This is a genomic window from Thalassobaculum sp., from assembly GCF_965223715.1.
GTDB lineage: Bacteria > Pseudomonadota > Alphaproteobacteria > Thalassobaculales > Thalassobaculaceae > Thalassobaculum.
The window spans coordinates 3439215-3462405 of sequence record NZ_OZ245012.1; the positions used below are offsets into that span (position 1 = coordinate 3439215).

General features: G+C 68.8%; 22 protein-coding genes. 8 read left to right on the forward strand and 14 right to left on the reverse strand.

The window, feature by feature from the left end:
* Positions 1–134: 134 nt before the first annotated feature.
* Entirely contained in the window at positions 135–1343 is a 1209-nt protein-coding gene (locus tag ACOQOP_RS15855; RefSeq protein WP_420562783.1) for an MFS transporter, read from the reverse strand.
* Positions 1344–1418: 75 nt separating this feature from the next.
* Here ACOQOP_RS15855 and ACOQOP_RS15860 point away from each other — a divergent pair, with 75 nt between their 5' ends.
* Entirely contained in the window at positions 1419–2258 is an 840-nt protein-coding gene (locus ACOQOP_RS15860) for an AraC family transcriptional regulator (protein WP_420562784.1), read from the forward strand.
* Positions 2255–3427 (forward strand): amidohydrolase family protein, encoded by a 1173-nt coding sequence (locus ACOQOP_RS15865; RefSeq protein WP_420562785.1) that lies wholly within the window; start codon positions 2255–2257, stop codon positions 3425–3427. Before ACOQOP_RS15860 ends, ACOQOP_RS15865 begins: the two co-directional genes overlap by 4 nt.
* 140 nt (positions 3428–3567) lie before the next feature.
* Here the strand turns inward: ACOQOP_RS15865 and ACOQOP_RS15870 are convergent, their stop codons facing one another.
* Positions 3568–3891, reverse strand: a complete 324-nt coding sequence (locus ACOQOP_RS15870; protein WP_420562786.1) for an NIPSNAP family protein — start codon at positions 3889–3891, stop codon at positions 3568–3570.
* 189 nt (positions 3892–4080) lie between these two features.
* On the opposite strand from ACOQOP_RS15870, the gene ACOQOP_RS15875 reads away from it, so the two are divergent.
* The gene (locus ACOQOP_RS15875; RefSeq protein WP_420562787.1) at positions 4081–4995 is read left to right on the forward strand and encodes a 2-dehydropantoate 2-reductase; all 915 of its coding nucleotides are present in this window, start codon (positions 4081–4083) and stop codon (positions 4993–4995) included.
* Positions 4996–5257: 262 nt separating this feature from the next.
* On the opposite strand, the gene ACOQOP_RS15880 is transcribed toward ACOQOP_RS15875, so the two are convergent.
* Both ACOQOP_RS15880 and fabI read right to left on the reverse strand, forming a co-directional pair.
* Complete coding sequence (locus ACOQOP_RS15880) at positions 5258–6580, reverse strand: acetyl-CoA hydrolase/transferase family protein (RefSeq protein WP_420562788.1); 1323 nt, start codon at positions 6578–6580, stop codon at positions 5258–5260.
* 11 nt (positions 6581–6591) lie between these two features.
* Complete coding sequence (fabI, locus tag ACOQOP_RS15885; RefSeq protein WP_420562789.1) at positions 6592–7359, reverse strand: enoyl-ACP reductase FabI; 768 nt, start codon at positions 7357–7359, stop codon at positions 6592–6594.
* 128 nt (positions 7360–7487) lie between these two features.
* Between fabI and ACOQOP_RS15890 the strand changes: the two genes are divergently transcribed.
* Positions 7488–8270 (forward strand): metallophosphoesterase, encoded by a 783-nt coding sequence (locus ACOQOP_RS15890; RefSeq protein ID WP_420562790.1) that lies wholly within the window; start codon positions 7488–7490, stop codon positions 8268–8270.
* Positions 8271–8443: 173 nt separating this feature from the next.
* Here ACOQOP_RS15890 and ACOQOP_RS15895 read toward each other — a convergent pair whose 3' ends face one another.
* From ACOQOP_RS15895 to ACOQOP_RS15905, 3 genes are read right to left on the reverse strand one after another with little or no spacing between them, the layout of a single operon-like run.
* Entirely contained in the window at positions 8444–9154 is a 711-nt protein-coding gene (locus ACOQOP_RS15895) for a TIGR00266 family protein (RefSeq protein WP_420562791.1), read from the reverse strand.
* A gap of 37 nt (positions 9155–9191) precedes the next feature.
* Entirely contained in the window at positions 9192–9494 is a 303-nt protein-coding gene (locus tag ACOQOP_RS15900) for an AzlD family protein (protein WP_420562792.1), read from the reverse strand.
* Entirely contained in the window at positions 9487–10188 is a 702-nt protein-coding gene (locus tag ACOQOP_RS15905) for an AzlC family ABC transporter permease (RefSeq protein WP_420562793.1), read from the reverse strand. Before ACOQOP_RS15905 ends, ACOQOP_RS15900 begins: the two co-directional genes overlap by 8 nt.
* Positions 10189–10225: 37 nt before the next feature.
* Between ACOQOP_RS15905 and ACOQOP_RS15910 the strand changes: the two genes are divergently transcribed.
* Both ACOQOP_RS15910 and ACOQOP_RS15915 read left to right on the forward strand, forming a co-directional pair.
* Positions 10226–10822, forward strand: coding sequence for a CGNR zinc finger domain-containing protein (locus ACOQOP_RS15910; RefSeq protein WP_420562794.1), 597 nt, complete (start codon positions 10226–10228; stop codon positions 10820–10822).
* Between the two features lie 79 nt (positions 10823–10901).
* On the forward strand, positions 10902–11354 hold the full coding sequence (locus ACOQOP_RS15915) for a VOC family protein (RefSeq protein WP_420562795.1): 453 nt from the start codon (positions 10902–10904) through the stop codon (positions 11352–11354).
* Positions 11355–11366: 12 nt separating this feature from the next.
* Here ACOQOP_RS15915 and denD read toward each other — a convergent pair whose 3' ends face one another.
* Positions 11367–12332, reverse strand: a complete 966-nt coding sequence (gene denD / locus ACOQOP_RS15920) for a D-erythronate dehydrogenase (RefSeq protein WP_420562796.1) — start codon at positions 12330–12332, stop codon at positions 11367–11369.
* 60 nt (positions 12333–12392) lie between these two features.
* On the reverse strand, positions 12393–13172 hold the full coding sequence (gene otnI, locus ACOQOP_RS15925; protein ID WP_420562797.1) for a 2-oxo-tetronate isomerase: 780 nt from the start codon (positions 13170–13172) through the stop codon (positions 12393–12395).
* A gap of 109 nt (positions 13173–13281) precedes the next feature.
* On the opposite strand from otnI, the gene otnK reads away from it, so the two are divergent.
* Positions 13282–14556: a 3-oxo-tetronate kinase gene (gene otnK / locus ACOQOP_RS15930; RefSeq protein ID WP_420562798.1), complete on the forward strand. Its 1275-nt coding sequence runs from the start codon at positions 13282–13284 to the stop codon at positions 14554–14556.
* Positions 14557–14702: 146 nt separating this feature from the next.
* On the opposite strand, the gene ACOQOP_RS15935 is transcribed toward otnK, so the two are convergent.
* Positions 14703–15584: a DMT family transporter gene (locus ACOQOP_RS15935; protein ID WP_420562799.1), complete on the reverse strand. Its 882-nt coding sequence runs from the start codon at positions 15582–15584 to the stop codon at positions 14703–14705.
* Between the two features lie 206 nt (positions 15585–15790).
* The gene (locus ACOQOP_RS15940) at positions 15791–17569 is read right to left on the reverse strand and encodes a M3 family oligoendopeptidase (protein ID WP_420562800.1); all 1779 of its coding nucleotides are present in this window, start codon (positions 17567–17569) and stop codon (positions 15791–15793) included.
* Between the two features lie 203 nt (positions 17570–17772).
* On the opposite strand from ACOQOP_RS15940, the gene ACOQOP_RS15945 reads away from it, so the two are divergent.
* The gene (locus ACOQOP_RS15945; RefSeq protein ID WP_420562801.1) at positions 17773–19566 is read left to right on the forward strand and encodes an AMP-dependent synthetase/ligase; all 1794 of its coding nucleotides are present in this window, start codon (positions 17773–17775) and stop codon (positions 19564–19566) included.
* A 7-nt stretch (positions 19567–19573) separates the two neighbouring features.
* Here ACOQOP_RS15945 and ACOQOP_RS15950 read toward each other — a convergent pair whose 3' ends face one another.
* From ACOQOP_RS15950 to ACOQOP_RS15960, 3 genes are read right to left on the reverse strand one after another with little or no spacing between them, the layout of a single operon-like run.
* Positions 19574–20689: a DUF1513 domain-containing protein gene (locus ACOQOP_RS15950; RefSeq protein WP_420562802.1), complete on the reverse strand. Its 1116-nt coding sequence runs from the start codon at positions 20687–20689 to the stop codon at positions 19574–19576.
* Between the two features lie 2 nt (positions 20690–20691).
* Positions 20692–21750, reverse strand: a complete 1059-nt coding sequence (locus tag ACOQOP_RS15955) for an imelysin family protein (protein ID WP_420562803.1) — start codon at positions 21748–21750, stop codon at positions 20692–20694.
* A 9-nt stretch (positions 21751–21759) separates the two neighbouring features.
* Entirely contained in the window at positions 21760–23187 is a 1428-nt protein-coding gene (locus ACOQOP_RS15960; RefSeq protein ID WP_420562804.1) for a di-heme oxidoredictase family protein, read from the reverse strand.
* Positions 23188–23191: the final 4 nt, after the last annotated feature.

Genomic DNA, 23191 nt, shown 5'->3' on the forward strand with positions numbered 1-23191 from the left:
TTCCCGGCCTTGCGCCGGGACCTAGAATAAGAGCAGCTGGAGCGTTCGAGGTTTAGGCCGACGCGCTCCAGCGAGCGTCACCCTGGATCCCGGCGCGAGGCCGGGAAGACGGGGGTGATGGTTTGTGCCGCCCCTCACTCCCCCGGCTGCGGCACCGCCAGCGGCCGGGTGCGGGGGAGGAACGCCACCGCCACGGTGATCACCGCCGCACAGCCCGCGCAGATCAGGAACAGCGCCGAGAACCCGGCCCCGAAGGCATGCAGGGCGGAGATCGCCGGCACCGCCGTCGCCGCGATGGCGAAGGACAGCACGTACTTGATGGCATAGACCCGGCCGCGCCAGTGCTCCGGGGTGTTGCGGGCGATCAGGGTGTCGGTGATTGGGATCTGGCCGAAGACCAGCATCATCATCGCCAGGGACACCGCCAGCATCACCGACCCGGTCGCCTGGGCCGCCACCAGGAAGATCGCGACGTCGCCGATCGCCAGCAGCAGGAACACCAGCTTGGCCGAATACCGGTCAATCAGGTGCCCGACCGCGATCTGGGTGAAGGCGGCGACCGCGTAGACCAGGGCGATCAGCGACCCGGCCTCGGTCCCGCTCACCGCGAGCGACGCCACCTGCTTGTCGTCGAACACCTTGGGCAGGGAGATCGTCGTGGCGTTGAAGATGAAGCCGCCGAAGGCCGTGGCGACGAAGACCACCGCCAGCACCGTCTTCCAGTCGACCGAGGGCTGGGCCCCCGCCTTGCGCGCCGCCGTCCCGGCATGGGTCGCCGCCTGGCCCGCCGCCGAGCGGCAATGCACCAGCCACAGCACGCCGATCGCCACCGCCAGCACGCCCGGCACCACGAAGGCCGAACGCCAACCAGCCAGGTCGGCCAGCGCACCAGCGACAAGGGCGGAGGCCGCCACGCCCATGTTGCCCCACACCCCGTTCACGCCGAGCCGCCGGCCGACCTTGCCGCCGGCGGCCGCCGCGCCCTGGCTGACCATGGCGATGCCCACCGGGTGGTAGATCGCCGCGAACATGCCGATCAGGAACAGGCAGCCCGCGATCTGCCACCGCTCCTGGGCGAAACCGGTCAGAGCGGTCACCGTGCCGATGCCGATGAAGAACACCGCGATCATCGTCTCCCGGCTCCAGCGGTCGGCGAGCCAGCCGGCCGGCAGGGAAAACGCCCCGAAGGCGATGAACCCGCCGGTGGAGAGCACCAGGATCTCGGCATAGCTGGCCCCCATCTCCGCCGCCATGATCACCGCCACGGCGGGGAACAGGAGCATCATGAGATGGTCGACCGCGTGGCCGACATTGAGGAACAGGAACCGTGTGTCGAGGCGCATGCAATCCTCCCGAGTGCGATGACGCTTCATCCTCCACCTTGTCCGATTTGCCGTCCTTCGACAGACTGACAATCGATGTTGCAAACAGGACAAGACAGCAGGGACCGGGCCACGCCCGGCGGCGGCAGCCCCGATGTGCGCGACCGCCAGCACTGGCCGAAGGCGATCGTCGGCTATGCGGTGGACTATGTTCCCGGCCATTCCACCGGCTGGCACCACCACGACCGCGACCAGCTCGTCCATGGCGAGCGCGGGGTGATGACGGTGCGCACCGACGACGGCGCCTGGATCGTGCCGCCGGGCTATGCGGTGTGGGTCCCCGCCGGCGTGGTGCATGAGGTCCGGGCCGCCTCGGCCGTCGCCATGCGCACCCTGTACCTGCGCCAGGATGCCGGCGTGCCCCTCGGGCCGCGCTGCCGGGTGGTGGCGGTACCGACCCTGGTGCGCGAACTGATCGCCCGGGTGGTCGCCCTGCCCCGGGACTATCCCGAAGCGGGGCCGGAGGCCCGGCTGGTCGCCGTGCTGGCGGACGAGCTGGCCGACCTGCCCTCAGCCCCGCTCGACCTGCCCCTGCCGCGCGACCGCCGGGCGCTCGCCGTCGCCGAGGCGCTGATTGCCGATCCGGCCGACGGGCGCGAGCTGGCCGACTGGGGCCGGGAAGTCGGGGCCAGCACCCGGACGCTCGCCCGGCTGTTCCAGAGCGAGACCGGCCTGTCCTTCGGCCGCTGGCGCCAGCGCCGCCGGCTGCTCGCCGCATTGGAGCGGCTGGCCGCGGGCGAGCCGGTGACGGCGGTCGCCCTCGACCTCGGCTATGCCAGCCCGAGCGCCTTCATCGCCATGTTCCGCCGCACGCTGGGGGCCCCGCCGACCCGGTACCTGAAGACCTCCACCGACAGCCAAGGATCCGCCGGATGACCGAGACCCGCTTCCGCAACGCCCGCCTGCCCGACGGCCGCCGCGTCGACATCACAATCCGCGACGGGCTGTTCGCCGCCTTCGATGCGGCCGGCGATGGAGACGGTGAGGATCTGGGCGGCAAGCTGGTGCTGCCGGGGCTGATCGACGGGCATATCCACCTGGACAAGACCTTCCTCGGCCTGCCCTGGCGGCCGCACCGGGCGGGGCCGAGCGTGCCGCACCGGATCGCCGCCGAGAAGGCGGGGCGAGGGGAGCTGCCTCTGTCGGTGGAGGCGCGCGCGAAGAACTTCCTGGCCCGCGAGGCGGTCAACGGCACGGTCGCCCTGCGCAGCCATGTGGACATCGACCCGGACAGCGGGCTCGACCACCTGCATCAGGTGATGGCCGCGCGCGAGGCCTTCGCCGGAATCGTCGACGTGCAGCTCGTCGCCTTCCCGCAATCGGGCGTGCTGATCTCGCCGGGCGTGGCCGATCTGCTGGACGCCGCCCTGGCGGAAGGCGCGGAGCTGATCGGCGGCATCGACCCCGTCGGTATCGAAAGCGATATGGAGGGTCATCTGGACCTGATCTTCGGCCTCGCCGAGAAGCACGGGGTCGGGGTCGACATCCACTTGCACGACCCGGGGCACCGCGGCTCGCTGGAGCTGCGGGCCATCGCCCAGCGCACCGCGGCCCTGGGGATGCAGGGCAAGGTGACGGTCAGCCATGCCTTCGCGCTTGCCACGGTGGACGACCGCACCCTGGACCTGACCATCGCCGACCTGCGCGACGCCGACGTCGCCATCCTGACCAGTGCGCCGGGAACGGGAAACCTGATCCCGGTGGTCCGGCTGCGCGAGGCCGGGGTGCGGGTCTTCGCCGGATCGGACAACGTGCGCGACGCCTGGTCGCCCTTCGGCAACGGCGACATGCTGGAACGCGCGATGCTGGTGGCCTACCGGGCGGGACTGCGCAGCGATGACGGCATCGCGCTGGCCGTCGACCTGTGCACCGGAGCGGCGGCCCAGGCGATCGGGTACGGGCCCTACGGACTGGAGATCGGCGCGCGGGGCGATTTCGTCGCGGTGGCCGCCGAAACCCTGGCCGAAGCGGTGGTCGACCGGCCGGTGCGCTCGGTGGTGGTCAAGGACGGAAGGGTGACGGCGCGGGAGGGGGCGCTCTTGTAGTCCCTCATCGTCATCCCGGCGACCTCCGGGCTCGACCCGGAGGTCGGCCGGGACCCAGCCCAGGCGACGGATGCAGGGTCCCGGGCGCCACCCGGATCTAGTCCGGGCGGCCCCGGGATGACGAAAAGAGGTAAACCCACTCAGCGCTTGTACGGATAGAAGCTCACGTCGTTGAACAGGCTGTTCTCCTGCTTCTCCAAGGCGCCGAGCTTCGCGCTTTCCTGGGTATAGGCGATCCAGTCCGGATCCTTCCACATGGCGGCGCGCTTGGCCTCGCGGTCGCCCGCACTCTCATAGGCCCAGATGTGGATGTAGCAGTTCGGGTCGCCGGTCTCGCATTTGGCATAGAGCACAGGCTGGCCCAGATGCTTGGCCTGGGGCGCCTTGCCCATGCGCTCGTACAGCTCGAGATGCTTGGCGATGGTGCCGGGACGGCAGGTGTATTTGCGCACGTCAAACAGCATGATGGTTTCCTCCTGGATCGCGGTCTTGGCGAGTGCCGTCGCGAGAGTAGCGCAGGCGGGTCGCCGCGAAAGCCCCCGGATCGCTGTCCGATCGCCGACCTGCGATTGTGCAACCGCGAAAAGCGGGTTGCGCCGGGCGGGTGCCTTGCCGTCAACTGCCCCCACCGCAACCGGACCCCAGGACCGCCCATGACTTCCAACGCTCCCGCGCGCCAGCGTGTCGCCGTCATCGGCCTCGGCGGCATCGGCGGGGCCGCCGCCGGCGCGCTGACCCATGCCGGTCGCCACGACGTGATCGCCTGCGGCCGCCGCCCGCTGGAGCGGATGCGGGTCGACCTGCCGGACGAGAGCGTCGAGGTGGCGATGACTGTGCTGACCGACCCGGGCGATGCCGCGCCGGTCGACTGGGTGCTGCTGACCACCAAGGCCCAGGACACCGACGGGGCCGGCGACTGGCTGCGCGCGCTCTGCGGCCCGCAGACGATCGTGGCCGTCATGCAGAACGGCATCGACCACGCGGAGCGGATCGCCCCCTATGCCGGCGACGCGACCGCCCTGCCGGTGATCGTCTACTACAACGGCGAGCGGATCGCCGACGACCATGTGCGCATGCGCCATATCAGCGAGGCGGACATCGCCCTGCCGGACACCGACACCGCCCAGGCCTTCATCGACCTGCTGGCCGGCACGCCGATCCAGGCCGTCCGCGCACCGGACTTCACCGCCCGCCAGTGGCAGAAGCTGCTGATCAACATCGTGGTGAACCCGGTCACGGCCCTGACCCGGATGCGCCAGGGGGTGCTGCAGCGCGCGGACATCCAGGCGCTGACCACCGCCCTGCTGGAGGAGGCGGCCGCCGTCGCCGAGGCCGAGGGTGCCGGCCTGCCGCCGAGTGTCGCGGCGGACACCCAGCGCCTGGTCCTCACCTTCCCGCACGATGCCGGATCGTCGATGTATTTCGACGCGCTCGCCGGCCGCCGGCTGGAGGCCGAGGCGCTGACCGGAGCGGTGGTCCGGGCCGGGGCGAGGCACGGGATTCCCACGCCGATGAACAGCGCGATGCTGGCCCTGCTGCGGGCGCTGAGCGACGGGATGGGGAAGTGACGTTCCCGTCGTCCTGATGCAAATCAGGACCATGCCGCGGTGTCCCCGCTTCCGTCATCCTGATGTAAATCAGGATCAAGCCGCTGACACCAAGGCCTCCCTTTTGCGCCAGATGGCCGGCGCCGGACTCTCGATCCTGACGTGCGTCAGGATGACGGGCGGGGCGAAGGGGGGCGGAGGCTTGGTCCTGATTTGCGTCAGGACGACGGGAATGGATCGTCAGTCAGCGGCTCGGCCCTGACTTTCGTCAGGACGACGGGCGCTACACCAGCCCGATTGCCTTCGCCTCCGCCGCGAGCGTGTCGCGAAAGTCCGGATGCGCGATGGCGATCAGGGCCTGGGCGCGTTCGCTGAGCGAGCGACCCTTCATGTCCGCCATCCCGTACTCGGTGACGACATACTGGGTGTCCACCCGGGGGTCGGTGATCGTGGCATTGGCGAGCTGGGGGACGATCCGGCTGACCGTGCCGCCCTTGGCCGTGGCGTGCAGGGCGATGAAGGATTTGCCGTTCGGCGCCAGATAGGCGCCGCGCACGAAGTCGAGCTGGCCGCCGGTCCCGCTGAACTGGTGGCCGTTCAGCGCCTCGGAATTCACCTGCCCGGTCAGATCGACCTGAAGGGCGGCGTTGACCGAGATCATGTCGCGGTTCTTGCGGATCACCGCCGGATTGTTCACCCAGGTCGCGGGATAGCCGACGATGGACGGGTTGTCGTCCATGAAGTCGTACATGTCGGCATCGCCGAGCGCCAAGGTGAACACGTGCTTGTAGCGCATGATCGTCTTGGCCTCGCCGGTCAGCACGCCCCGGCGCATCAGGTCGATCATCGGCGGCGACAGCAGCTCCGAATGCAGGCCGAGCCGCCGATGCCCGCGCAGCTCCGCCAGCACCGCCTCCGGCACGCCGCCGACCCCCATCTGCAGGGTCGCCGCGTCCGGGATCAGCGCGGCGATCGACTTGCCGATCACCAGATCCTCCGGCCCCGGCGCGTGGGACGGCAGTTCCATCAGCGGCGCGTCATGCTCGATCACCGAGTCGACCTGGCTGATATGCAGCAGGTTCTCGCCGAAGGTACGCGGCATGTGGCGGTTGACCTCGACGATCACCCGGCGCGCCTTGCGCACCAGTTCGGCCGCGTAGTCCGGATTGGTGCCCAGGCTGAAATGGCCCGAGCGGTCCATGGGCGAGACCGTGGTCACGAAGGTGTCCGGCCGGATCTGCTCGGTGAGCAGGCGGCCGACCTGGTGGAACATCGAGGGCACGAAATGCACCCAGACCTCGCCTCGCTTGCGCCCCTCCTCGGCGAAGGCGCGGTCGTGACCGCTCATAAACAGGACGTTGAGCCTGAGCACGTCCATCAGCTCCGGCTTCAGGATGGTCTCCGTCGCCGCCCGGCTGCCGTGCATGTAGTAGAGGTTGAGACGGCTCAGGCCCCGGCGCTCCCGCGCCCGCTCGGCAAGCGCGCCCATGAAGGCCGGCGGCATGGCCACACCCATGCCCAGCACCAGGTTGCCATTGTCCTCAAGGCTGTCCGCCGCATCCCGCGCGGAGACGGTCTTTGCGGCGAGGTCGCTGTCATACGCCATCGTTCGAGCCCTCAGCCCACCACGTTGTAGCCATTATCCACATAGACCACATTGCCGGTCATCCCGGCGGCCGCCCCGGAAGCCAGGAACGCGGCGACGTTGCCGACCTGTTCGATGGTGACCAGCGCGTGGTTCGGCGCTCGGGACGCCGCCTGGTCCATCAGCTCGTCGAACCGGTCGATGCCGGAGGCCGCCCGGGTCTTCAGCGGGCCGGGGGAGACCGCATAGACCCGGATATTCTTCTGCCCCAGTTCCACCGCGAGATAGCGCACGCTCGCCTCCAGCGCCGCCTTGACCGGCCCCATGAGATTGTAGCGGTCGACCACCTTCTCGGCGCCGTAATAGCTCATGGTCATCAGCGCGCCGCCGTCCGTCATCAGCGGCTCGGCATGGCGGGCCATGCGAATGAAAGAATGGCAGGACACGTTCATCGCCATGTCGAACCCCGCGCGCGAGCAGTCGGTGACGCGCCCGTGCAGATCCTCGCGCGGGGCGAAGGCGATGGAATGGAGCAGGAAGTCGAGCCGGCCCCAGCGGTCCGAGATCGCCTGGAACAGGGCCTCCACCTGCCCCTCCTCGCGTACGTCGCAGGGCAGGAACAGCTCCGCCCCGAGTGCCTCGCTCAGTGGCTCGGTATGGGGCCGGGCCTTGTCGTTCAGATAGGTCACGGCGAGGTCGGCGCCGGCCTCCCGGAAGGCGCGCGCGCAGCCATAGGCGATCGATTGGTCGTTGGCGATGCCGACGACAAGCCCCTTCTTTCCCCTCAGTGACGTGCCCATGGATCGGTCCCTGTTGTACGCGCGGCGAAACGCGGATCATTGTGCAACGCAACATGTCAGGCGCAACCGCGCAGTGACCTAGATCAAGAAAGCTTCACATTCCGGCGTCCGGCGTGTTCAGTTAGCCCATGGTCTCGATTTCCCGCGGCGACTGGCTCGAGGCGCCGAAGCCCGCCGCCGCCGATCACCTGATCTGCGCCATCGGCGACGTCCATGGACGCGCCGACCTGCTGGAACCGTTGCTGGAAGCCCTGGCCGAGGACACCTGCGGCCCCGGGGTCGAGCGGGTGACGAACATCTTTCTGGGCGACCTAATCGACCGCGGCCCGTCGGTGCGGGACACGCTGGGTCTCGCTGCCGGCGGCCTCGCCATGTTCTGCGACGGTCGGGTGCCGGTGGAGGACATCCTGCTGCTCGGCAACCACGACGTCTGGCTGAAGGCGGCGCTGGAGGAGCGGCTGCACATGGACGAACTCCATGTCTGGTACGCCAACGGGGCGGTTGAGACCTGGCACGACTTCGCCGTCGCCGCCTCCGACCGGCCCGACCGGATCGTCGACACCCTGCGCCGGAACATGCCGGAGATCGTGAGCGAGGCGGTGGAGCGCATGGTGCCGATGCACCGGATCGGCGATTGGGTCTTCGTCCATGCCGGCCTCGACCCGCGCCGCCCGCTGGAGGACCAGCCCGAGGAGGTGGTCACCTGGATCCGCGACGCCTTCCTGGAGCCTGAGGGCGGCTGGCCCTTCGAGGTGGTGGTCGTGCACGGCCACACGCCGGAGGAGCCGTTCGAGGAGCCGACGATCCGGCGCCACCGGATCAACCTGGACACCGGCGCGGTGTTCACCGGCGTGCTCACCGCCATCCAGATCCGTAACGACCGCATGCGCTTCGTGCAGGCGAGCGGGTAAGCGGGGTTATTCGTCCCATTCCGTCATCCTGATGCAAATCAGGACCATGCGGCTCGCCTCAACACCGCTCCTCCGTCGTCCTGACGGAAGTCAGGACCGAGCCAACGGCGCCGGGAGCGGCTTGATCCTGATTTGCATCAGGATGACGGACAGAGTGGTTGAGGTGCCCGCGCCTACTCCCCCGAGCGCTGCTCCTTCGGGACCAGGTCGTGCAGGGCCAGGGCCAGCTCGGCGATCGGCTGGGTCTGGATGATCACCGTGCCGGGGCCGGTGATGTGGGTGACGAACAGCCCCTCGCCGCCGAACACCAGGTTCTTCACCCCGCGCTGGAACGCGATGTCGTAGTCGCAGGTCGCCGAGAAACCCACCAGGCAGCCGGTATCCACGGTCAGGGTCTCGCCCTTGCCGAGCTGGCGCTCGATCAGGGTGCCGCCGGCGCCGAGGAAGGCCCAGCCGTCGCCCTGCAGCTTCTGCAGGATCAGCCCCTCGCCGCCGAACAGACCGGAGGTCAGCCGCTTGGTCAGGGCCACGGTGATCTCGATACCCCGGGCCGAGGCGAGATAGGCCCGGCGCTGGCAATAGAAGGCGCCGCCCTGCTTGGCGAGGTCGAGCGGGCGGATCTGACCCGGCATGGGCGAGGCGAAGGAGACCCGGCGGCGCTGGCGACCCTCGTTGGTGAAGAAGGTCATGAAGAAGGTCTCGCCGGAGACCTTGCGCATGATGCTGCCGAAGAAGCCGCCGGGCATCTCGGTCGACATGGTGATGTCCGGCTCCATCATCACCATCGCACCGGCCTCGGCCTGGACCGCCTCGCCCGGATCGAGCGTGATGGTCAGCATCGGCGAGAAGTCACCCTCGATCTCGTAGTCGATTTCGTCGGCCATCGGCCCGGCTCCATGGGTCAGGTTGGGACGCCGAAGGCTACACCACCAGACGGATCAGGGCGACAGCGGCCAGCGCGCCGAACAGGGCGAACATGGCGGTGATCCCGGCCCGCAGGATCGCGACCGCCACGGCGATGGCGACCGCCGCCGCCCAGCCGCCGTCGAGCACGATGGGCGCCAGGATCGACACCACCAGCGCGCCCGGCAGGTGGTTGAGCGCCCGGCGCACGAAGCCGCCCTCGGGCACCAGGCCCATCAGCCAGAAACCGGAGACCCGGGTGATCCAGGTCGCCACCGCCATGGCCAGGATCGACAGCCAGACCAGCGCGTCCTCACTCACGGCTCAACCCTCCGACCGCGGCGCCGATCAGGCCGCCGGCCACCACGTGCCAAGTCCCGTGGGGCAGGAGTGCGTGGACGACCAGGGCGACCGCCGCGGCGACGACCCAGGGATGCAGGTGCCGCACGCCCGGCCAGAGCGACGGCAGGGTCAGGGCGAAGAAGGCGGGCACGATCATGTCCACGCCGAAGGTCTTCGGATCGGTGATCACGGTACCGGCCGCCTGACCGACGCCGGTACCCGAGACCCAGCCGAGCCACATGACCATGCCGCTGCCGACGAGGATGGCGGCGTCGATCTCGCCCTTGCGGCGGTCGGCCATGGCCTGGGCCCAGTTGGCGTCGGTCATCATCAGCAGGGCGGCGTGCGACCGCAGGATCGGCAGGCCCTTCAGCCAGGGCCGCAGGGCCGCGCCCATGACCACGTGGCGGATGTTGATGGCGAAGGCGGCGATGGCGAGGCCGAGCACCGCCGGCGGGAAGGTCCAGACATCCATCGCCACCATCTGTGAGGCGCCGGCGAAGACCAGCGCGCTCATCCCCACCGCCTGGGCCAGGCTGAGCCCGGTATCGCCGGCCAGGATGCCGAAGCCAATCCCGCCGAAGAACGACGCGAAGGCCAGCGGCATGCAGATCCGCGCGCCGCGTCGGATGCCGTCCCAGGTGAAGATCACGGAAGGGGGGTCGGATTTCATGGACAACCATCTAACCGGTTATATAGTTATAGGCAACATGAAGGTGACGAAGCGCTCCGACAATCCGCTGCTCGCCGGGTACTACACCGGCGGCGGGTCCCTGTGTCTGGATTTCGTCAACACGGTGGACTGGCGGACATCGGACCATCCGGCCGACTTCCTGACCGGCGGCGCGGCGGTCGATGCCTGGCTCGCCCTGGCGCTCGACCGGCCGCCGATGCACCTGAGCGACGCCGACGTCACTGGGCTGCGCGACCTGCGCGAGGCCCTGTACCGGCTGATCGTCGGCGCCCCCCGCAGCGACGACCTGGCGGCCCTGAACCAAGCACTGGCCGGCGGCGGCGACCGGGGACGTCTCACCGGAGGGCCGACGAACTATCGATGGGTGCCGGCGGAGCAGTCCATCGGTCTCGCCGCCCTGAAGGCCGAGCTGGCACGCGATACCGCCGACCTGCTGGTCGATCCGGCGCGCCTCGCCCGGGTCAAGGAATGCCACGGCGAGGGCTGCGGCTGGCTGTTCGTCGACGACAGCCGGGGCGGCAACCGGCGCTGGTGCTCCATGCAGAGCTGCGGCAACCGGGCCAAGGCGCGCAGCCATTACCGACGGACCAAGGCGTCGGCCCGCGGCACCTGACGCGCGGTGATCGGGCCCACCTTGTCCTTGCCCGGGCGGGTCAATATATCAAGGGTGATCTTGCTAAAAGGAGAGAGCAATGACCGCCCCCCGCAAGGCCCGCGCCGTCGGCGTCAACCATGTGGCCCTGGAAGTCGGGAATATCGACGAAGCCCTGGCCTTTTACGGAAAGCTGTTCGACTTCACGCTCCGCAGCAAGAGCGAGACCTCCGCCTTCATCGATCTGGGCGACCAGTTCCTCGCCCTGCAACAGGACCGGCGACAGTCGCCGGATGACGGCCGGCATTTCGGCCTGGTGGTCGACGACCGCGAGGCGGTGCGCGAGGCCCTGGCGCGCGAAGGCGTCCGGGTCCTGCCCGGACGCTTCCTCGACTTCCTCGATCCCTGGGGCAACCGGATCGAGATCGTCCCCTATGACAACATCCAGTTCTCCAAGACCGATGCCGTTCTGCGCGGCATGGGCCTGGAGCATCTGGAGAAGAACGACAGCGCCAAACGGGAACTGGCCGACAAGGGTATGGGCCCCGCCTGACCCTTCCAGGGGTCAGGCGATCTTGCCGCCGAGCTCGTCCTCGATGAAAGCGCGGATGATGCTCTGCATGTCGGTGTCCCGCTTGAAGCCCATGGCGTCGGCCCGCTTGGTCTCCAGCCGGGCCGGCCAGCCATAGACGATCTTCTCGATCGCCGGGTCCTTCTGCCATTTCACGCGGGCCGCCACCTGGGCACCGGCGACCTCCTCCAGCGCATCGACCATCCCCTTCACCGTGGCGGTGAAGCCGGGCAGCGGCACCGTGCGCCAGGGCCCAAAGGCACCGGCATCCAGGTCATGGGCATGACGGGTATTGGCGACGATGGTGCGCGGGCTGGCCAGCCACATCTCGGTTTCCGGGGCGACCGGACAGATCGCCTCGTCGCCCTGCAGCGGCTCGCGGATGATCGAGCTGGCGAAGGTGGAGGCCGCCTTGTTCGGCTTGCCCGGCCGCACCACCACCGTCGGGTAGCGCAGGCTTCGGCCGTCCACAAAGCCCTTGCGGGAGTAGTCGTTGACCAGCAGCTCGCCGATCGCCTTCTGCACGCCGTAGGAGTTCTGCGGGGTGATCTGCTGGTTGTCGGTCACCACGTCCGGCAGGTCGCCGCCATAGACCGCGCAGGAGCTGGAGAACACCATCTTCGGCTTGTTGCCGTGCCTACGGGCAAGTTCCAGGATCGTGCGGGTGGCGTCCAGGTTGACTGCCATGCCTAGGTCGAAATCGGCCTCCGCCCCGGCGCTGACCACGGCAGCCAGGTGGAACACGCTGTCGGTATCGGCGCGGATCGCGTCGGCCAGCAGATCCTCGTCGGTGACATCGCCGACCACCGAGCGCACCCGGCCGTCCTCGGCCAGGTCGTCGGAGGCCGCCACCATGTCGGCCAGGACCACCTCTTCCACGCCGAGTTCGTTGTCGTCCAGCAAGGCGCGGGCGAGTTTCTTGCCGAGGAAGCCGGCGCCGCCGGTAATTGCGATCTTCATGGTATCCGTCCCCTGATCTAGGTTCTTTTGTGGGTCGCCGGTTCTATCGGCAGGCGCCGCTCAGCGGGTCAGCGCCTTGAACCAGCCCAACCCCTCGATCGTCCCCGCCTTCGGCCGGTACTCACAGCCGACCCAGCCGGTGTAGCCCAGCCGGTCCATGGTCTCGAACAGGTAGGGGTAGTTCACCTCGCCGATATCCGGCTCGTGGCGTTCGGGCACGCCGGCGATCTGCACGTGGCGGATGATGTCCAGGTGCTTCTCGAAGGTCTTCGCCGTGTCGCCCTGCATGATCTGGCAGTGGTAGAAGTCGAACTGCAGCCCGACATTGTCGGCGCCCACCGCCTCGATGATGGTGCGGGCCTGTTCCTGATAGTTCAGGAAATAGCCGGGGATGTCGCGGGTGTTGATCGGCTCGATGATCAAGGTCTTGCCCTTCGCCGCCGCCTTGGGGGCCGCGCGCTTGAGGTTGGAGACCAGCGTGTCGGTGCAGGCCTCCGGCGTCATGCCGTCGGTCATGATCCCGCTCATCACATGCAGCAGCTCGTTGCCGATCACCTCAGCATAGGCCAGCGCCTTGTCGATGGCGGCGTCGAACTCCTCCTCGCGGCCCGGCATGGCGCCCAGCCCGCGCTCACCCTTGGTCCAGTCGCCCGGCGGCAGATTGAACAGCGCCTGGGTCAGGCCGGCGGCCTCCAGCTTGGCGCGGATCTCCACCGCCTCGTGCTCATAGGGGAACAGGAACTCCACCCCGTCGAAGCCGGCCATCTGGGCGGCGTCGAACCGGTCGAGGAAATCCACCTCGTTGAACATCATCGACAGATTGGCGGCGAATTTGACCATGGCGTCCCGATCCCGTGTCCTTATGATTTGCGCCAACGATACGCGGGCTGCACGGCACGGCCAAGGCCCCGACCAAGCGCTTGAACAATCCGACGATCGGGAGGATCGAATGGCACCAATCCTGGGCTGCGTGGCCGACGACTTCACCGGCGCGACCGACCTCGCCAACAATCTGGTGCGCGGCGGCATGCGCACGGTGCAGCTCATCGGCGTGCCGGGGGCGGACACCGAGGTGCCGGACGTGGACGCCATCGTCGTCGCCCTGAAGTCGCGCACCAACCCGGCCGCGGAAGCCGTGGAGATGTCGGTGGCGGCGCTGGACTGGCTGAAGCGGGCCGGGTGCCAACGCTTCCTGTTCAAGTACTGCTCGACCTTCGATTCCACGGACGAGGGCAATATCGGGCCGGTGGCCGACGCCCTGCTCGACCGGCTGGGGGCGGAATTCACCATCGCCTGCCCGGCCTTCCCGGAGACCGGGCGGACCATCTTCAAGGGCCATCTCTTCGTCGGCGACCAGTTGCTCTCCGACACCCACATGCGCCATCACCCACTGACCCCGATGACTGACAGCAACCTGGTACAGGTGCTGGGGAGGCAGACCAGCCGCAAGGTCGGGCTGATCCAGCACCGCGATATCCAGGGAGGCGTTGAGGCAATCCGGGCCAAGGTGGAGAGCCTGCGCGGCGACGGGCACGGCTACGCCATTCTCGATTCGGTGGACGACGCCCAGCTCCACACCGCCGGCGAGGCGCTGGCCGATCTCGACCTGATCACCGGCGGCTCCGGCATCGCCATCGGCCTGCCCGAGGCCTATCGACGCCGCGGCCTGCTGGCCGCCGAGGAAGGCGCCAACGAGGTGCCGGCGGTGAGCGGCAAGGCGGCGGTGATCGCCGGCTCCTGCTCTGCCGCGACCCTGGGGCAGATCGGCGAATGGGAGAAGGCGCATCCCGCCCTCAACATCGACCCGATGAAGCTGGCCAACGGCGAGGACGTGGTCGGCGAGGCCCTGGCCTTCGCCCGGAAGAAGATGGCGGACGGCCCGGTGCTGATCTACGCCTCGGCCCCGCCGGAGACGGTGAAGGCGATCCAGGAAAAGCTCGGCCGGGCCGAGGCCGGGGAACTGGTGGAAGGCGCGATGGCGAAGATCGCCAAGGCGCTGGTGGAGCAGGACGGCGTGCGCCGCCTGGTGGTGGCCGGCGGCGAGACCTCCGGTGCCGTGGTGTCGGCGCTCGGCGTCACCGGCCTGCATATCGGCGCGCAGATCGACCCGGGCGTGCCGGGCACGGTGACCCTTGGCACGGCCGAGCCGATCGCCCTGGCACTGAAGTCGGGGAATTTCGGCGCGCCGGACTTCTTCGAGAAGGCGTTGCGGGTGATGCCATAAATCTCCTGCCCGTCCGTCATCCCGGTGGCGCCCGGACTTGATCCGGGAGCCGACCGGGACCGTGTCCCTGTCGCTGGGTCCCGGTCGAGCCCCGGGTCAAGCCCGGGCCTCACCGGGATGACGGAAAGAAACAAGTACAGCTCAACCTACAAACTGCTGCCCTTGATCTTCCCGCGCTTGATGCCGCGCACGCGCTCGCGGTGGATGATGTAGAGGCCGGAGGCGGCAATGAGGCCGGCGCCGACGAAGACGTTCCAGCCGGGGACCGTTCCGAAGACGAAGAAACCGAAGCCCATGGCCCAGATCATCGCCGTGTAGTCGAACGGTGCCACCACCGAAGGCGGGGCGAGACGGAAGGCTTCGGTCATGAAGATCTGCGCCACCCCGCCGAGCAGACCGATGGTCATCAGGATGACGAGGTCGTCGACGGTCGGCGTCACCCACTGGCCGGGGGCGATCAGCACGATCAGGCTGACCACGCCGCTGCCCAGCGTGAAGTAGAACACCGTCGCCGCCGACTTGTCCGTGGCCCCCAGCTTGCGCATGGAGATCATCGCCACGCCATATCCGAGCGCCGAGCCGACCGCGAACAGCGCCACCGGATCGAGCGAGCCGGAGAGCGGGCCCAGGGTGAAGACGGCCCCGACGAAGCCGACCGCCACCGCGCCGAGCCGCCACACACCGACCCGCTCGCCCAGCAGCGGGATCGACAGCAGGGTCCCGAACAGAGGGGCGGTGAAGGAGATCGCCACATAGTCGGCCATCGGCATCAGCGTCAGCGCGTAGAAGCCGACGAACATCGACACCAAGCCGGAGACCGTCCGCACCACGTGCCAGCCCGGCCGCCGGGTCTTCAGCGCCGACCACCCGCCCTGCATCGGCAGGTAGAACAGCAGCGGGATCAGCGCCGGCCAGCAGCGGAACAGGATGACCTCGGAGGTCGGATAGCGCCCGTCCAGCAGCTTGATCAGCATGCCCATCACCGAGAACCCGGCGACGGCGACGATCTGCAGAAGGATGCCGCGCACGGCCGCACCATCCACGGTAACGGGCTGAACGGGCTTGGGAGGCACGGCGTCAGACGGCATTGGCTCGGTCCGGCAAGGCAGCCGCGACCGGGTGACGCGACGACCTTCGCACCATGCCTGCGGTCAGACCGTTGCGAAAGCACCAATCGCGGGACCGAGCCATGCGGCAGGTGCGGGTCTTGGCCCGCCCGCCGCACGGTGATTTGTCAGTCCATCGTCTCCAGCTCGTCGATCATGCCCTCGATGACCGTCAGCCCCTTGGACCAGAAGGCCGGGTCGGAGGCGTCGAGGCCGAACGGGGCCAGCAGCTCCTTGTGCCGCAGGGTGCCGCCCGCCTTCAGCATGGTCAGGTACTTCTCGGCGAAGCCCTGCTCGGCGTCCTGATAGACCGCGTAGAGCGAGTTCACCAGGCAGTCGCCGAAGGCGTAGGCGTAGACGTAGAACGGCGAATGGATGAAGTGCGGAATGTAGGACCAGAAGACCCGGTAGCTGTCCTCGAAGTTGAACGCCGGGCCCAGGCTCTCGCGCTGCACCTCCATCCAGATGTCGCCGAGCTGGGTCGGGGTCAGCTCACCCTCGGCGCGGACGTCGTGCACCCGCTCCTCGAAGGTGTGGAAGGCGATCTGGCGGACCACCGTGTTCAGCATGTCCTCCACCTTGCCGGCCAGCATCACCTTGCGCTGGGCCGGGTCCTTGCGCTGGGCGAGCAGGGAGCGGAAGGTCAGCATCTCGCCGAACACGCTGGCGGTCTCCGCCAGGGTGAGCGGGGTATCGGACATCAGGTGTCCCTGCGGGCCCGCCAGCACTTGGTGCACGCCGTGGCCGAGCTCATGGGCGAGCGTCATGACGTCCCGGGTCTTGCCCTGGTAGTTCAGCAGCAGATAGGGATGCGCCGCCGGCACCGTGGGATGGGCGAAGGCGCCCGACGCCTTGCCCGGCCGCGCCGGGGCATCGATCCACGGGTTGTCGAAAAACCTCTTCCCCACGGCCGCCAGGTCCGGCGAGAACGCAGCATAGGCGTCCAGCACCGTGTCCCGCGCCTTGTCCCAGGAAATTGAAGCGTCGTCGTCGTTGGGCAGCGGCGCGTTGCGGTCCCAATAGTCCAGCTTGTCGCGGCCGAACCACTTCGCCTTGATCGCGTAGTAGCGGTGCGACAGTTTTGGATAGGCGGTGCGCACGGCCTCGACCAGGGCGGAGACGACCTCGTCCTCGACCGCGTTGGATAGGTTGCGGGCGGAGATCGGGCGCTTGTAATGGCGCCACTTGTCGTCGATCGCCTTGTCCTTGGCGAGCGTGTTGGTGATCAGCGCGAACAGGCCGACATTCTCGTTCAGCACCGTGGACAGGCTCTCAGCCGCCTTCTTGCGCACCTTGCCGTCCCGGTGGCTCAGCTTGTCGAGGATCTCCGAGGTGGTCAGGGTCTCGCCGTCCAGCGGGAAGCGCAGCCGGGCCATGGTCTCGTCGAACAGCCGGGTCCAGGCGGCGCGGCCGGCGACGTATTTCTCATGCAGCATCTGCTCCAGCTCGTCGGAGAGCTGGTGGTCGCGGAACGCCCGCACCTCGCGCAGCCACGGCGCGTAATGGGCCAGTGCCGCGTCCTGCATTTTGGCGGCGAGATCCGCCTCGGCGATGCGGTTGATCTCCAGGGTGAAGAACAGCAGCTCGGTGGAGATCGCGTTCACCCGCTCCTGCATCGACTGATAGAACTTGCCGATCTCCGGATCGGACATGTCGCCGGCATAGCGCAGATGGGCGTAGGACATGATCCGGCCCAGCACTTCCTCGATCGCCTCGTATTCGGCGATCGCAGCGGCCAGATCGGCGCCGGTCAGCCCGGCGACCTTGCCCTCCAGCGACGCGCGGAAGGATTTGGCCTTCTCGGTGGAGCGCTCAAGATCGCCGGAAAGCTCGGGCCCGTCCGGGCTCGGGTAGAGGTCGGCGAGGTCCCATTGCGGCAAGGGGCCGAGGGTCGAGGCGTCCGGCATCGGGCATGTCCTTCGGGCGGGTTTCCAACACATTTGGTCGACGGCGACTTGGCATCGCCGCCCCTTAACGCGATATAGAGGTTCGGACCGGCGGCGCCAACCGTCCGGCCGGACAGGGACGCGCATTCCGATCAAGAGCCGTCACACAACGGCCGCCAAGAACGCACAGAATGCCACACCGTATGCCGAACGGGGGAAACCGCATGGATTACGCCGCCATCACCAACCTGCCGACCATGTTCTTCGGCCAGGCCCAGTCGCTCGGCAGCAAGCCCTTCCTGTGGGCCAAGAATGACGGCCAGTGGACATCCTGGAGCTACGGCGAAGCCCGGGACCAGGTGATCCGCCTCGCCCGCGGGCTGCTGAAGATCGGCATCCAGGCCGGCGACCGGGTCGTGGTCGTGTCCGACAACCGGCCGGACTGGGCGGTGGCCGATCTGGCGATCATGTCGATCGGCGCGGTCACGGTCCCGGCCTATACGACCAACACCACCGACGACCACCTCTACATCCTCGACCATTCCGGGGCCCGGGCGGCGATCGTCAGCACCTCGCGCCTGGCGCGGCGGGTGATACCGGCGGCCCGCAGCTCCGAGAATTGCGGCATCGTGATCACCATCGAGGAGCCGGCCGACACCACCGCCGGCGGGGTCGACCTGCACGGCTGGCACGAGGTGATGGCGCTGGGCGGCGCCGACGACACCGACATTCCGGCGCTGGCCGCCGGCCTGCCCAAGGACGACACCGCCTGCTTCATCTACACCTCGGGCACCGGCGGCCGGCCGAAGGGTGTGATGCTGACCCACCGCTCGATGCTGGCGAACTGCGACGGCGCCTATCACCTGCTCAAGGAATACGACCTGGGCGACGAGATCTTCCTGTCGCTGCTGCCGCTGTCCCATTCCTACGAGCATACCTGCGGGCTGTTCTTCCCGATCTCGATCGGCGCGCAGATCTACTACTGCGAGGGGCCGGACCAGCTCGCGGCCAACCTGCAGGAAGTCCGCCCCACCATCATGACGGCCGTGCCCCGGCTCTACGAGGTGCTGCACGACCGCATCCTGCGCGGGGTCGAGCGCAAGGGCGGCAAGTCGGCCGACCTGTTCCACGACGCCGTCCGGCTCGGCCGCAAGCGCTACGAGGATCCGTCCAGCCTCTCCCTGTGGGAGACGATCTACAACTGGATACTGACCAAGCTGGTCCGCAAGAAGGTGTCCCAGCGCTTCGGCGGCAGGCTCAAGGCCTTCGTCTCCGGCGGCGGCCCGCTGAACCCGGATATCGGGAAGTTCTTCCTCGCCCTCCACGTCAACCTGCTGCAGGGCTACGGCCAGACCGAAGCCTCGCCCGTGGTCTCCGCCAACCCGCCGGGCCGGATCAAGATCCATACGGTCGGCCCGCCGCTGAAGGGTGTGCAGGTCAAGATCGCCGAGGACGGGGAGATCCTGGTGGCCGGCGACCTGCTGATGAAGGGCTACTGGCACGACCCGGACACCACCGCCGCCACCATAAAGGAGGGCTGGCTGTACACCGGCGATGTCGGCCATATCGACGAGGACGGCTACATCGTCATAACGGACCGCAAGAAGGACATCATCGTCAATTCAGGCGGCGACAACATCTCGCCAGCCCGGATCGAGGGCAAGCTGACCCTGCAGCCTGAGATCCTCCAGGCCATGGTCTATGGCGACAAGCGCCCCTATCTGGTCGCCCTGGTGGTGCCGGAGGAGAGCTTCGTGGAGGAGTGGGCCTCCGCCAATGGCAAGACCGCGAACCTGGCCGTCCTGGCGGAGGACGAGGGCTTCCACAAGGCGCTGTCGGCCGCCATCGACCGGGTGAACAAGGACCTCGCCCAGATCGAGAAGGTGCGGCGCTTCCAGGTGGCGACCGAGCCCTTCACCACCGAGAACGGGATGATGACCCCCACCCTGAAGATCCGCCGGCACAAGATCCGCGAGAACTACTACGAGCGGCTCGACCGGTTGTACGGGAAGGCGTGACGACCGCTCAGGTGGCCGCCATGAGGTGATTGTCGAAGGCCGTCACCTCCGGGGCATGGGTCCAGCGCACGTCGACGCCGTCCGGGCGGGCGGTGACATGGCCGATCCGGGCGATGCCGGTGGAGATGACGAAGCCGCCCGCCCCCCGGCCGGTCGCGATGGCGCAACCGTCCGGGGCCTCCACCGACCCCAGGAAGCGGCCGCCATCCACCGCCCAGAAGGCAAAGAATCCGCCCCGCGGCAGGCCGGCGCCGACGATGGCCCCGGTCGGATCGAAGGCGATGTCCCCGGTATACTGGCGCGAGCGCATGGCCAGAATCTCCGGCAGGTCGAGCAGGCGCAGGGCCGTGCCGCCGGCAGTGGTCAGGGCGATCAGCGGGACGATGTCGCTTTCCGGCCCCTCGTACTGCATGGCGACGGCGACCGTGTCCCAGTGCGTGGCGACGTGGCGCATGCTGAGCTTATGCAGGTCGGCCGGCAGAACCAGCACCCGCTCCGCCGCCGTCCCGCCGGGTGCTACCCGGGCCAGGGTCGGCTGCATGGTCGGCAGGTTCAGCTTGATCCGGCCGCTGTCGGGGCGGGTCAGGATGCCGCCATTGGCGACCCACAGCGATCCGTCCTCGGCGGCGCGGCGCACCTCATGGGGGCCGATGCCGGCGCTGTCGATCTCGCCGACCCGCCGGTAGCCGTCGGTCGCGTCCCACACGCCGAGCACGCCGCGATCCTCGTCGAAAGCGTTCTCCGTGGTGTAGAGCAGCCGTCCGTCGGCGGAATACGCGGCGTGGCCGTAATAGTGGCGGGTATCCGGCAGGTCGAGCTCGGCCCGGACCGCGCCGGTCTCGGCCGCGACCACATAGCCGAACCGGCCGGGGCGGCGGGCGACCACCGCGACATCATCGCCCCCGGGACGCGGCACCACCCCATGGCCGCGATCAGGCAGCGGCTCCACGAAACTCGCCAGTCCGTCGGCGTCGATGCCGACGATGCCGAAGCCGCCGGCGGCCAGCTTGGCCGTCGTCACCACCACCGGCCGCGGGACCGCCGCCGCCGGCAGCGGCCCGAGAGCCGGCAGGCTGGCGAGCGCAGCCAGGACGCTGCGGCGGGACAGCACGGCATCGGCCATGGTCAGTCTCCATCCATCGCGTTGAACCCGCCGGCGATGCCCAGCGCCGGGCCGACCTTCTGGATGATGAGCGCCTTCAGGGCGGAGACCTGAGTGATCAGTTCGTCCAGCGTGGGCTTGGTTTCAGGGGCCAGCACCGCCTCGTGCAGCGGCCGGTCGATCTTGGCCGCCGTCTCCCGGGTGATTCGGAACGCCTTGGTCATCAGGTCGGCCAGCTCGGTCTCCCCGCTCCGCCGCAGGGCCGCGTCGAGCCCCCGGGGCTCTCCGCCCTCGGCGGCACCACCGTGGTAGAAATCGGCCACCGCGGCGAGGTCGGCCCGGACCAGCTCCATGGAAAGCCGGCTGCGCCAGGCCTCGACCAGGTTCGGGCGCACATGGCCGCTGTCGTCGCCCAGCGGCCGCTTCAGGCGCAGCCGCAGAACGCCTTCCAGGGAAGCGACCGCCCCGGTCATCAGCGCGGTCAGGGATTCCGCATAGGTGAAGTAGACGCCGGCCCCGCTCCCCGGCGCCACCATCGCCTTGCGGAACGGGGTCTCGCCCTCGGTCCATTCGGTCAGGATGGCAGCCGCCATGCCGTGCAGGTTCTCGGCGATCGGCCGGGCGATGAAACAGTCGCTCGCCCCCTCGCCCTCATAGATCAGCCGCTCCAGGGCCGGAAAGCCCTGGACACCCACGGTCGCCCCGGCGATATCCGGCACCCCGCCCGCCTTGCGCAGGTCGAGTATCGCCCGCTCGATCCGGTTGCGGCTGTCCGGCCAGAACTGGATGCGGAATTGGCGGTCGAAGAAGGTGACCGGCCCCTTGACCACATGGCGCGCCCCGGCCCAGGCAAGCCACGCCTCGGTGAAGGCCGATGTCACCGCGTCGGTGGACAGCGTGTCGCCGGCACAGGCCGCGGCCACCGCCTCGGACAGGGCGCCGGTCTTCTCCTCGAAGCGGCGGTAGGCCGGGATCACGTTGCCGTCGACCAGATCCTCGACCAGTTCCTTCGACACGTCCGCCCGCGCGCCCGGCGCCGGCAGGATCCAGAACACGGTGAGCAGAACGGCGAGGACCCGCATCGCGGCCTCCTAGAGCGAGTTGATATAGGCGATCAGGGCGTCCCGATCGGCGGCGCCGAGGCCGATTACATGGTCGCGCGCCGCCCGGGCCTCGCCACCATGCCACAGGATCGCCTCCAGCACCGACCGGGCGCGGCCGTCATGCAGGAAATTGGTGTGGCCGTTGACGGTCTCGGTGAGGCCAATCCCCCAGAGCGGCGGGGTGCGCCATTCGGATTGCTCGGCATCGCCTTCCGGCAGGCCGTCGGCCAGGTCCGGTCCCATGTCATGCAGCAGCAGGTCGGTGAAGGCGTAGATCGTGTGGCCGGCCAGGGCCGGGTCCTCGGCATCCGCCGCGGTGGTCAGGCTGGGCCGGTGGCAGCCGGCGCAGCCGGCCTCGGCGAAGACGGTCTCGCCGCGGACGACGGCGGGGTCGGTGAGGTTGCGGCGGGCCGGCACGGCGAGGTGGCGCGAATAGAAGACCACCAGCTTCAGCATGGTCTCGCTGACCTCCAGGCCGGTCGCCGCGCTGCCGCCATGGGGTGCGTCGCGGCAGATCGCCTGGTTGTCCGTGCAGTCGCCATGGCTGAACGGGAAGGCGGTGGTCGACAGGCCCATATCGCCCAGAAAGGCCGCCTGGGTCTGCTGCCGCAGGTCGGGCTGCGAGGCCTTCCAGCCGAAGCGGCCGAGCATGCGCTCGCCGGTCTCGGCATTGGTCACCTCGGCCGCCCGGCCGGAGATCCCGTCCCCATCGGCGTCCTCGGGATCGGCATAGGCGGCGATCTGCTCGGCCGGCACCGCCTCCAGCAGGCCGAGGCCGATCATCGGCGGCGCCATGCGGACCGAGAACCGGGTCTGCGGATCCATCGGCCCGTAGCCGAGATCGACGATGGTCCAGTCCGGCCGGCGCAGGGACACCTCGGTGCCGTCGGCCAGGGCCACCAGCTCTTCGGTCCAGGTGACGTGCGGGCGGCCCTCGATGGGCACGCCGGCCACGGCGAAGTCCTGGAGCTGGCCGCCATAGACCGGGTCCGGCTTCGTGTCCCGGGGTCCGATCGGGATGCCGAGCCGCATCAGCATGGAGACGGCGTTGTCCTCGGGGAAATTGGCGGAGGGCGGGTGGCCGCGCCCGTCCTTCAGGTGGCAGCGCTGGCAGGCGCGGGCGTTGTAGAGCGGTCCCAACCCGTCCGACGACTTGGTCGAGGCCGGGGCGGTAACCCAGAGCTTCTTGAAGATGCCGTTGCCGACCTTGAAGTCGAGCTCCTTCTCGAAGGGCAGGGTCGCCGAGGAATGGGAGAAGGCGTTGCCGTCTGGAGCATGGGGCGAGGTGGCGTCGCCCGCCGGCAGGCTGCCGGCCGGATCGGCGGTCGTCTCGCAGACCGTGCCCAGCAGCATCGAGACGCTAAGGCCGGCGAGGAGAACGGCGGTGAACGCGCCCGTCACCTGTATGCGTCGCATGACC

Coding starts and splice junctions, on each gene's coding strand:
- ACOQOP_RS15855 (WP_420562783.1), bottom strand. CDS start 1,343: ATGCGCCTCGACACACGGTTCCTGTTCCTCAATGTCGGCCACGCGGTC.
- ACOQOP_RS15860 (WP_420562784.1), top strand. CDS start 1,419: ATGTTGCAAACAGGACAAGACAGCAGGGACCGGGCCACGCCCGGCGGC.
- ACOQOP_RS15865 (WP_420562785.1), top strand. CDS start 2,255: ATGACCGAGACCCGCTTCCGCAACGCCCGCCTGCCCGACGGCCGCCGC.
- ACOQOP_RS15870 (WP_420562786.1), bottom strand. CDS start 3,891: ATGCTGTTTGACGTGCGCAAATACACCTGCCGTCCCGGCACCATCGCC.
- ACOQOP_RS15875 (WP_420562787.1), top strand. CDS start 4,081: ATGACTTCCAACGCTCCCGCGCGCCAGCGTGTCGCCGTCATCGGCCTC.
- ACOQOP_RS15880 (WP_420562788.1), bottom strand. CDS start 6,580: ATGGCGTATGACAGCGACCTCGCCGCAAAGACCGTCTCCGCGCGGGAT.
- fabI (WP_420562789.1), bottom strand. CDS start 7,359: ATGGGCACGTCACTGAGGGGAAAGAAGGGGCTTGTCGTCGGCATCGCC.
- ACOQOP_RS15890 (WP_420562790.1), top strand. CDS start 7,488: ATGGTCTCGATTTCCCGCGGCGACTGGCTCGAGGCGCCGAAGCCCGCC.
- ACOQOP_RS15895 (WP_420562791.1), bottom strand. CDS start 9,154: ATGGCCGACGAAATCGACTACGAGATCGAGGGTGACTTCTCGCCGATG.
- ACOQOP_RS15905 (WP_420562793.1), bottom strand. CDS start 10,188: ATGAAATCCGACCCCCCTTCCGTGATCTTCACCTGGGACGGCATCCGA.
- ACOQOP_RS15910 (WP_420562794.1), top strand. CDS start 10,226: ATGAAGGTGACGAAGCGCTCCGACAATCCGCTGCTCGCCGGGTACTAC.
- ACOQOP_RS15915 (WP_420562795.1), top strand. CDS start 10,902: ATGACCGCCCCCCGCAAGGCCCGCGCCGTCGGCGTCAACCATGTGGCC.
- denD (WP_420562796.1), bottom strand. CDS start 12,332: ATGAAGATCGCAATTACCGGCGGCGCCGGCTTCCTCGGCAAGAAACTC.
- otnI (WP_420562797.1), bottom strand. CDS start 13,172: ATGGTCAAATTCGCCGCCAATCTGTCGATGATGTTCAACGAGGTGGAT.
- otnK (WP_420562798.1), top strand. CDS start 13,282: ATGGCACCAATCCTGGGCTGCGTGGCCGACGACTTCACCGGCGCGACC.
- ACOQOP_RS15940 (WP_420562800.1), bottom strand. CDS start 17,569: ATGCCGGACGCCTCGACCCTCGGCCCCTTGCCGCAATGGGACCTCGCC.
- ACOQOP_RS15945 (WP_420562801.1), top strand. CDS start 17,773: ATGGATTACGCCGCCATCACCAACCTGCCGACCATGTTCTTCGGCCAG.
- ACOQOP_RS15950 (WP_420562802.1), bottom strand. CDS start 20,689: ATGGCCGATGCCGTGCTGTCCCGCCGCAGCGTCCTGGCTGCGCTCGCC.
- ACOQOP_RS15955 (WP_420562803.1), bottom strand. CDS start 21,750: ATGCGGGTCCTCGCCGTTCTGCTCACCGTGTTCTGGATCCTGCCGGCG.
- ACOQOP_RS15960 (WP_420562804.1), bottom strand. CDS start 23,187: ATGCGACGCATACAGGTGACGGGCGCGTTCACCGCCGTTCTCCTCGCC.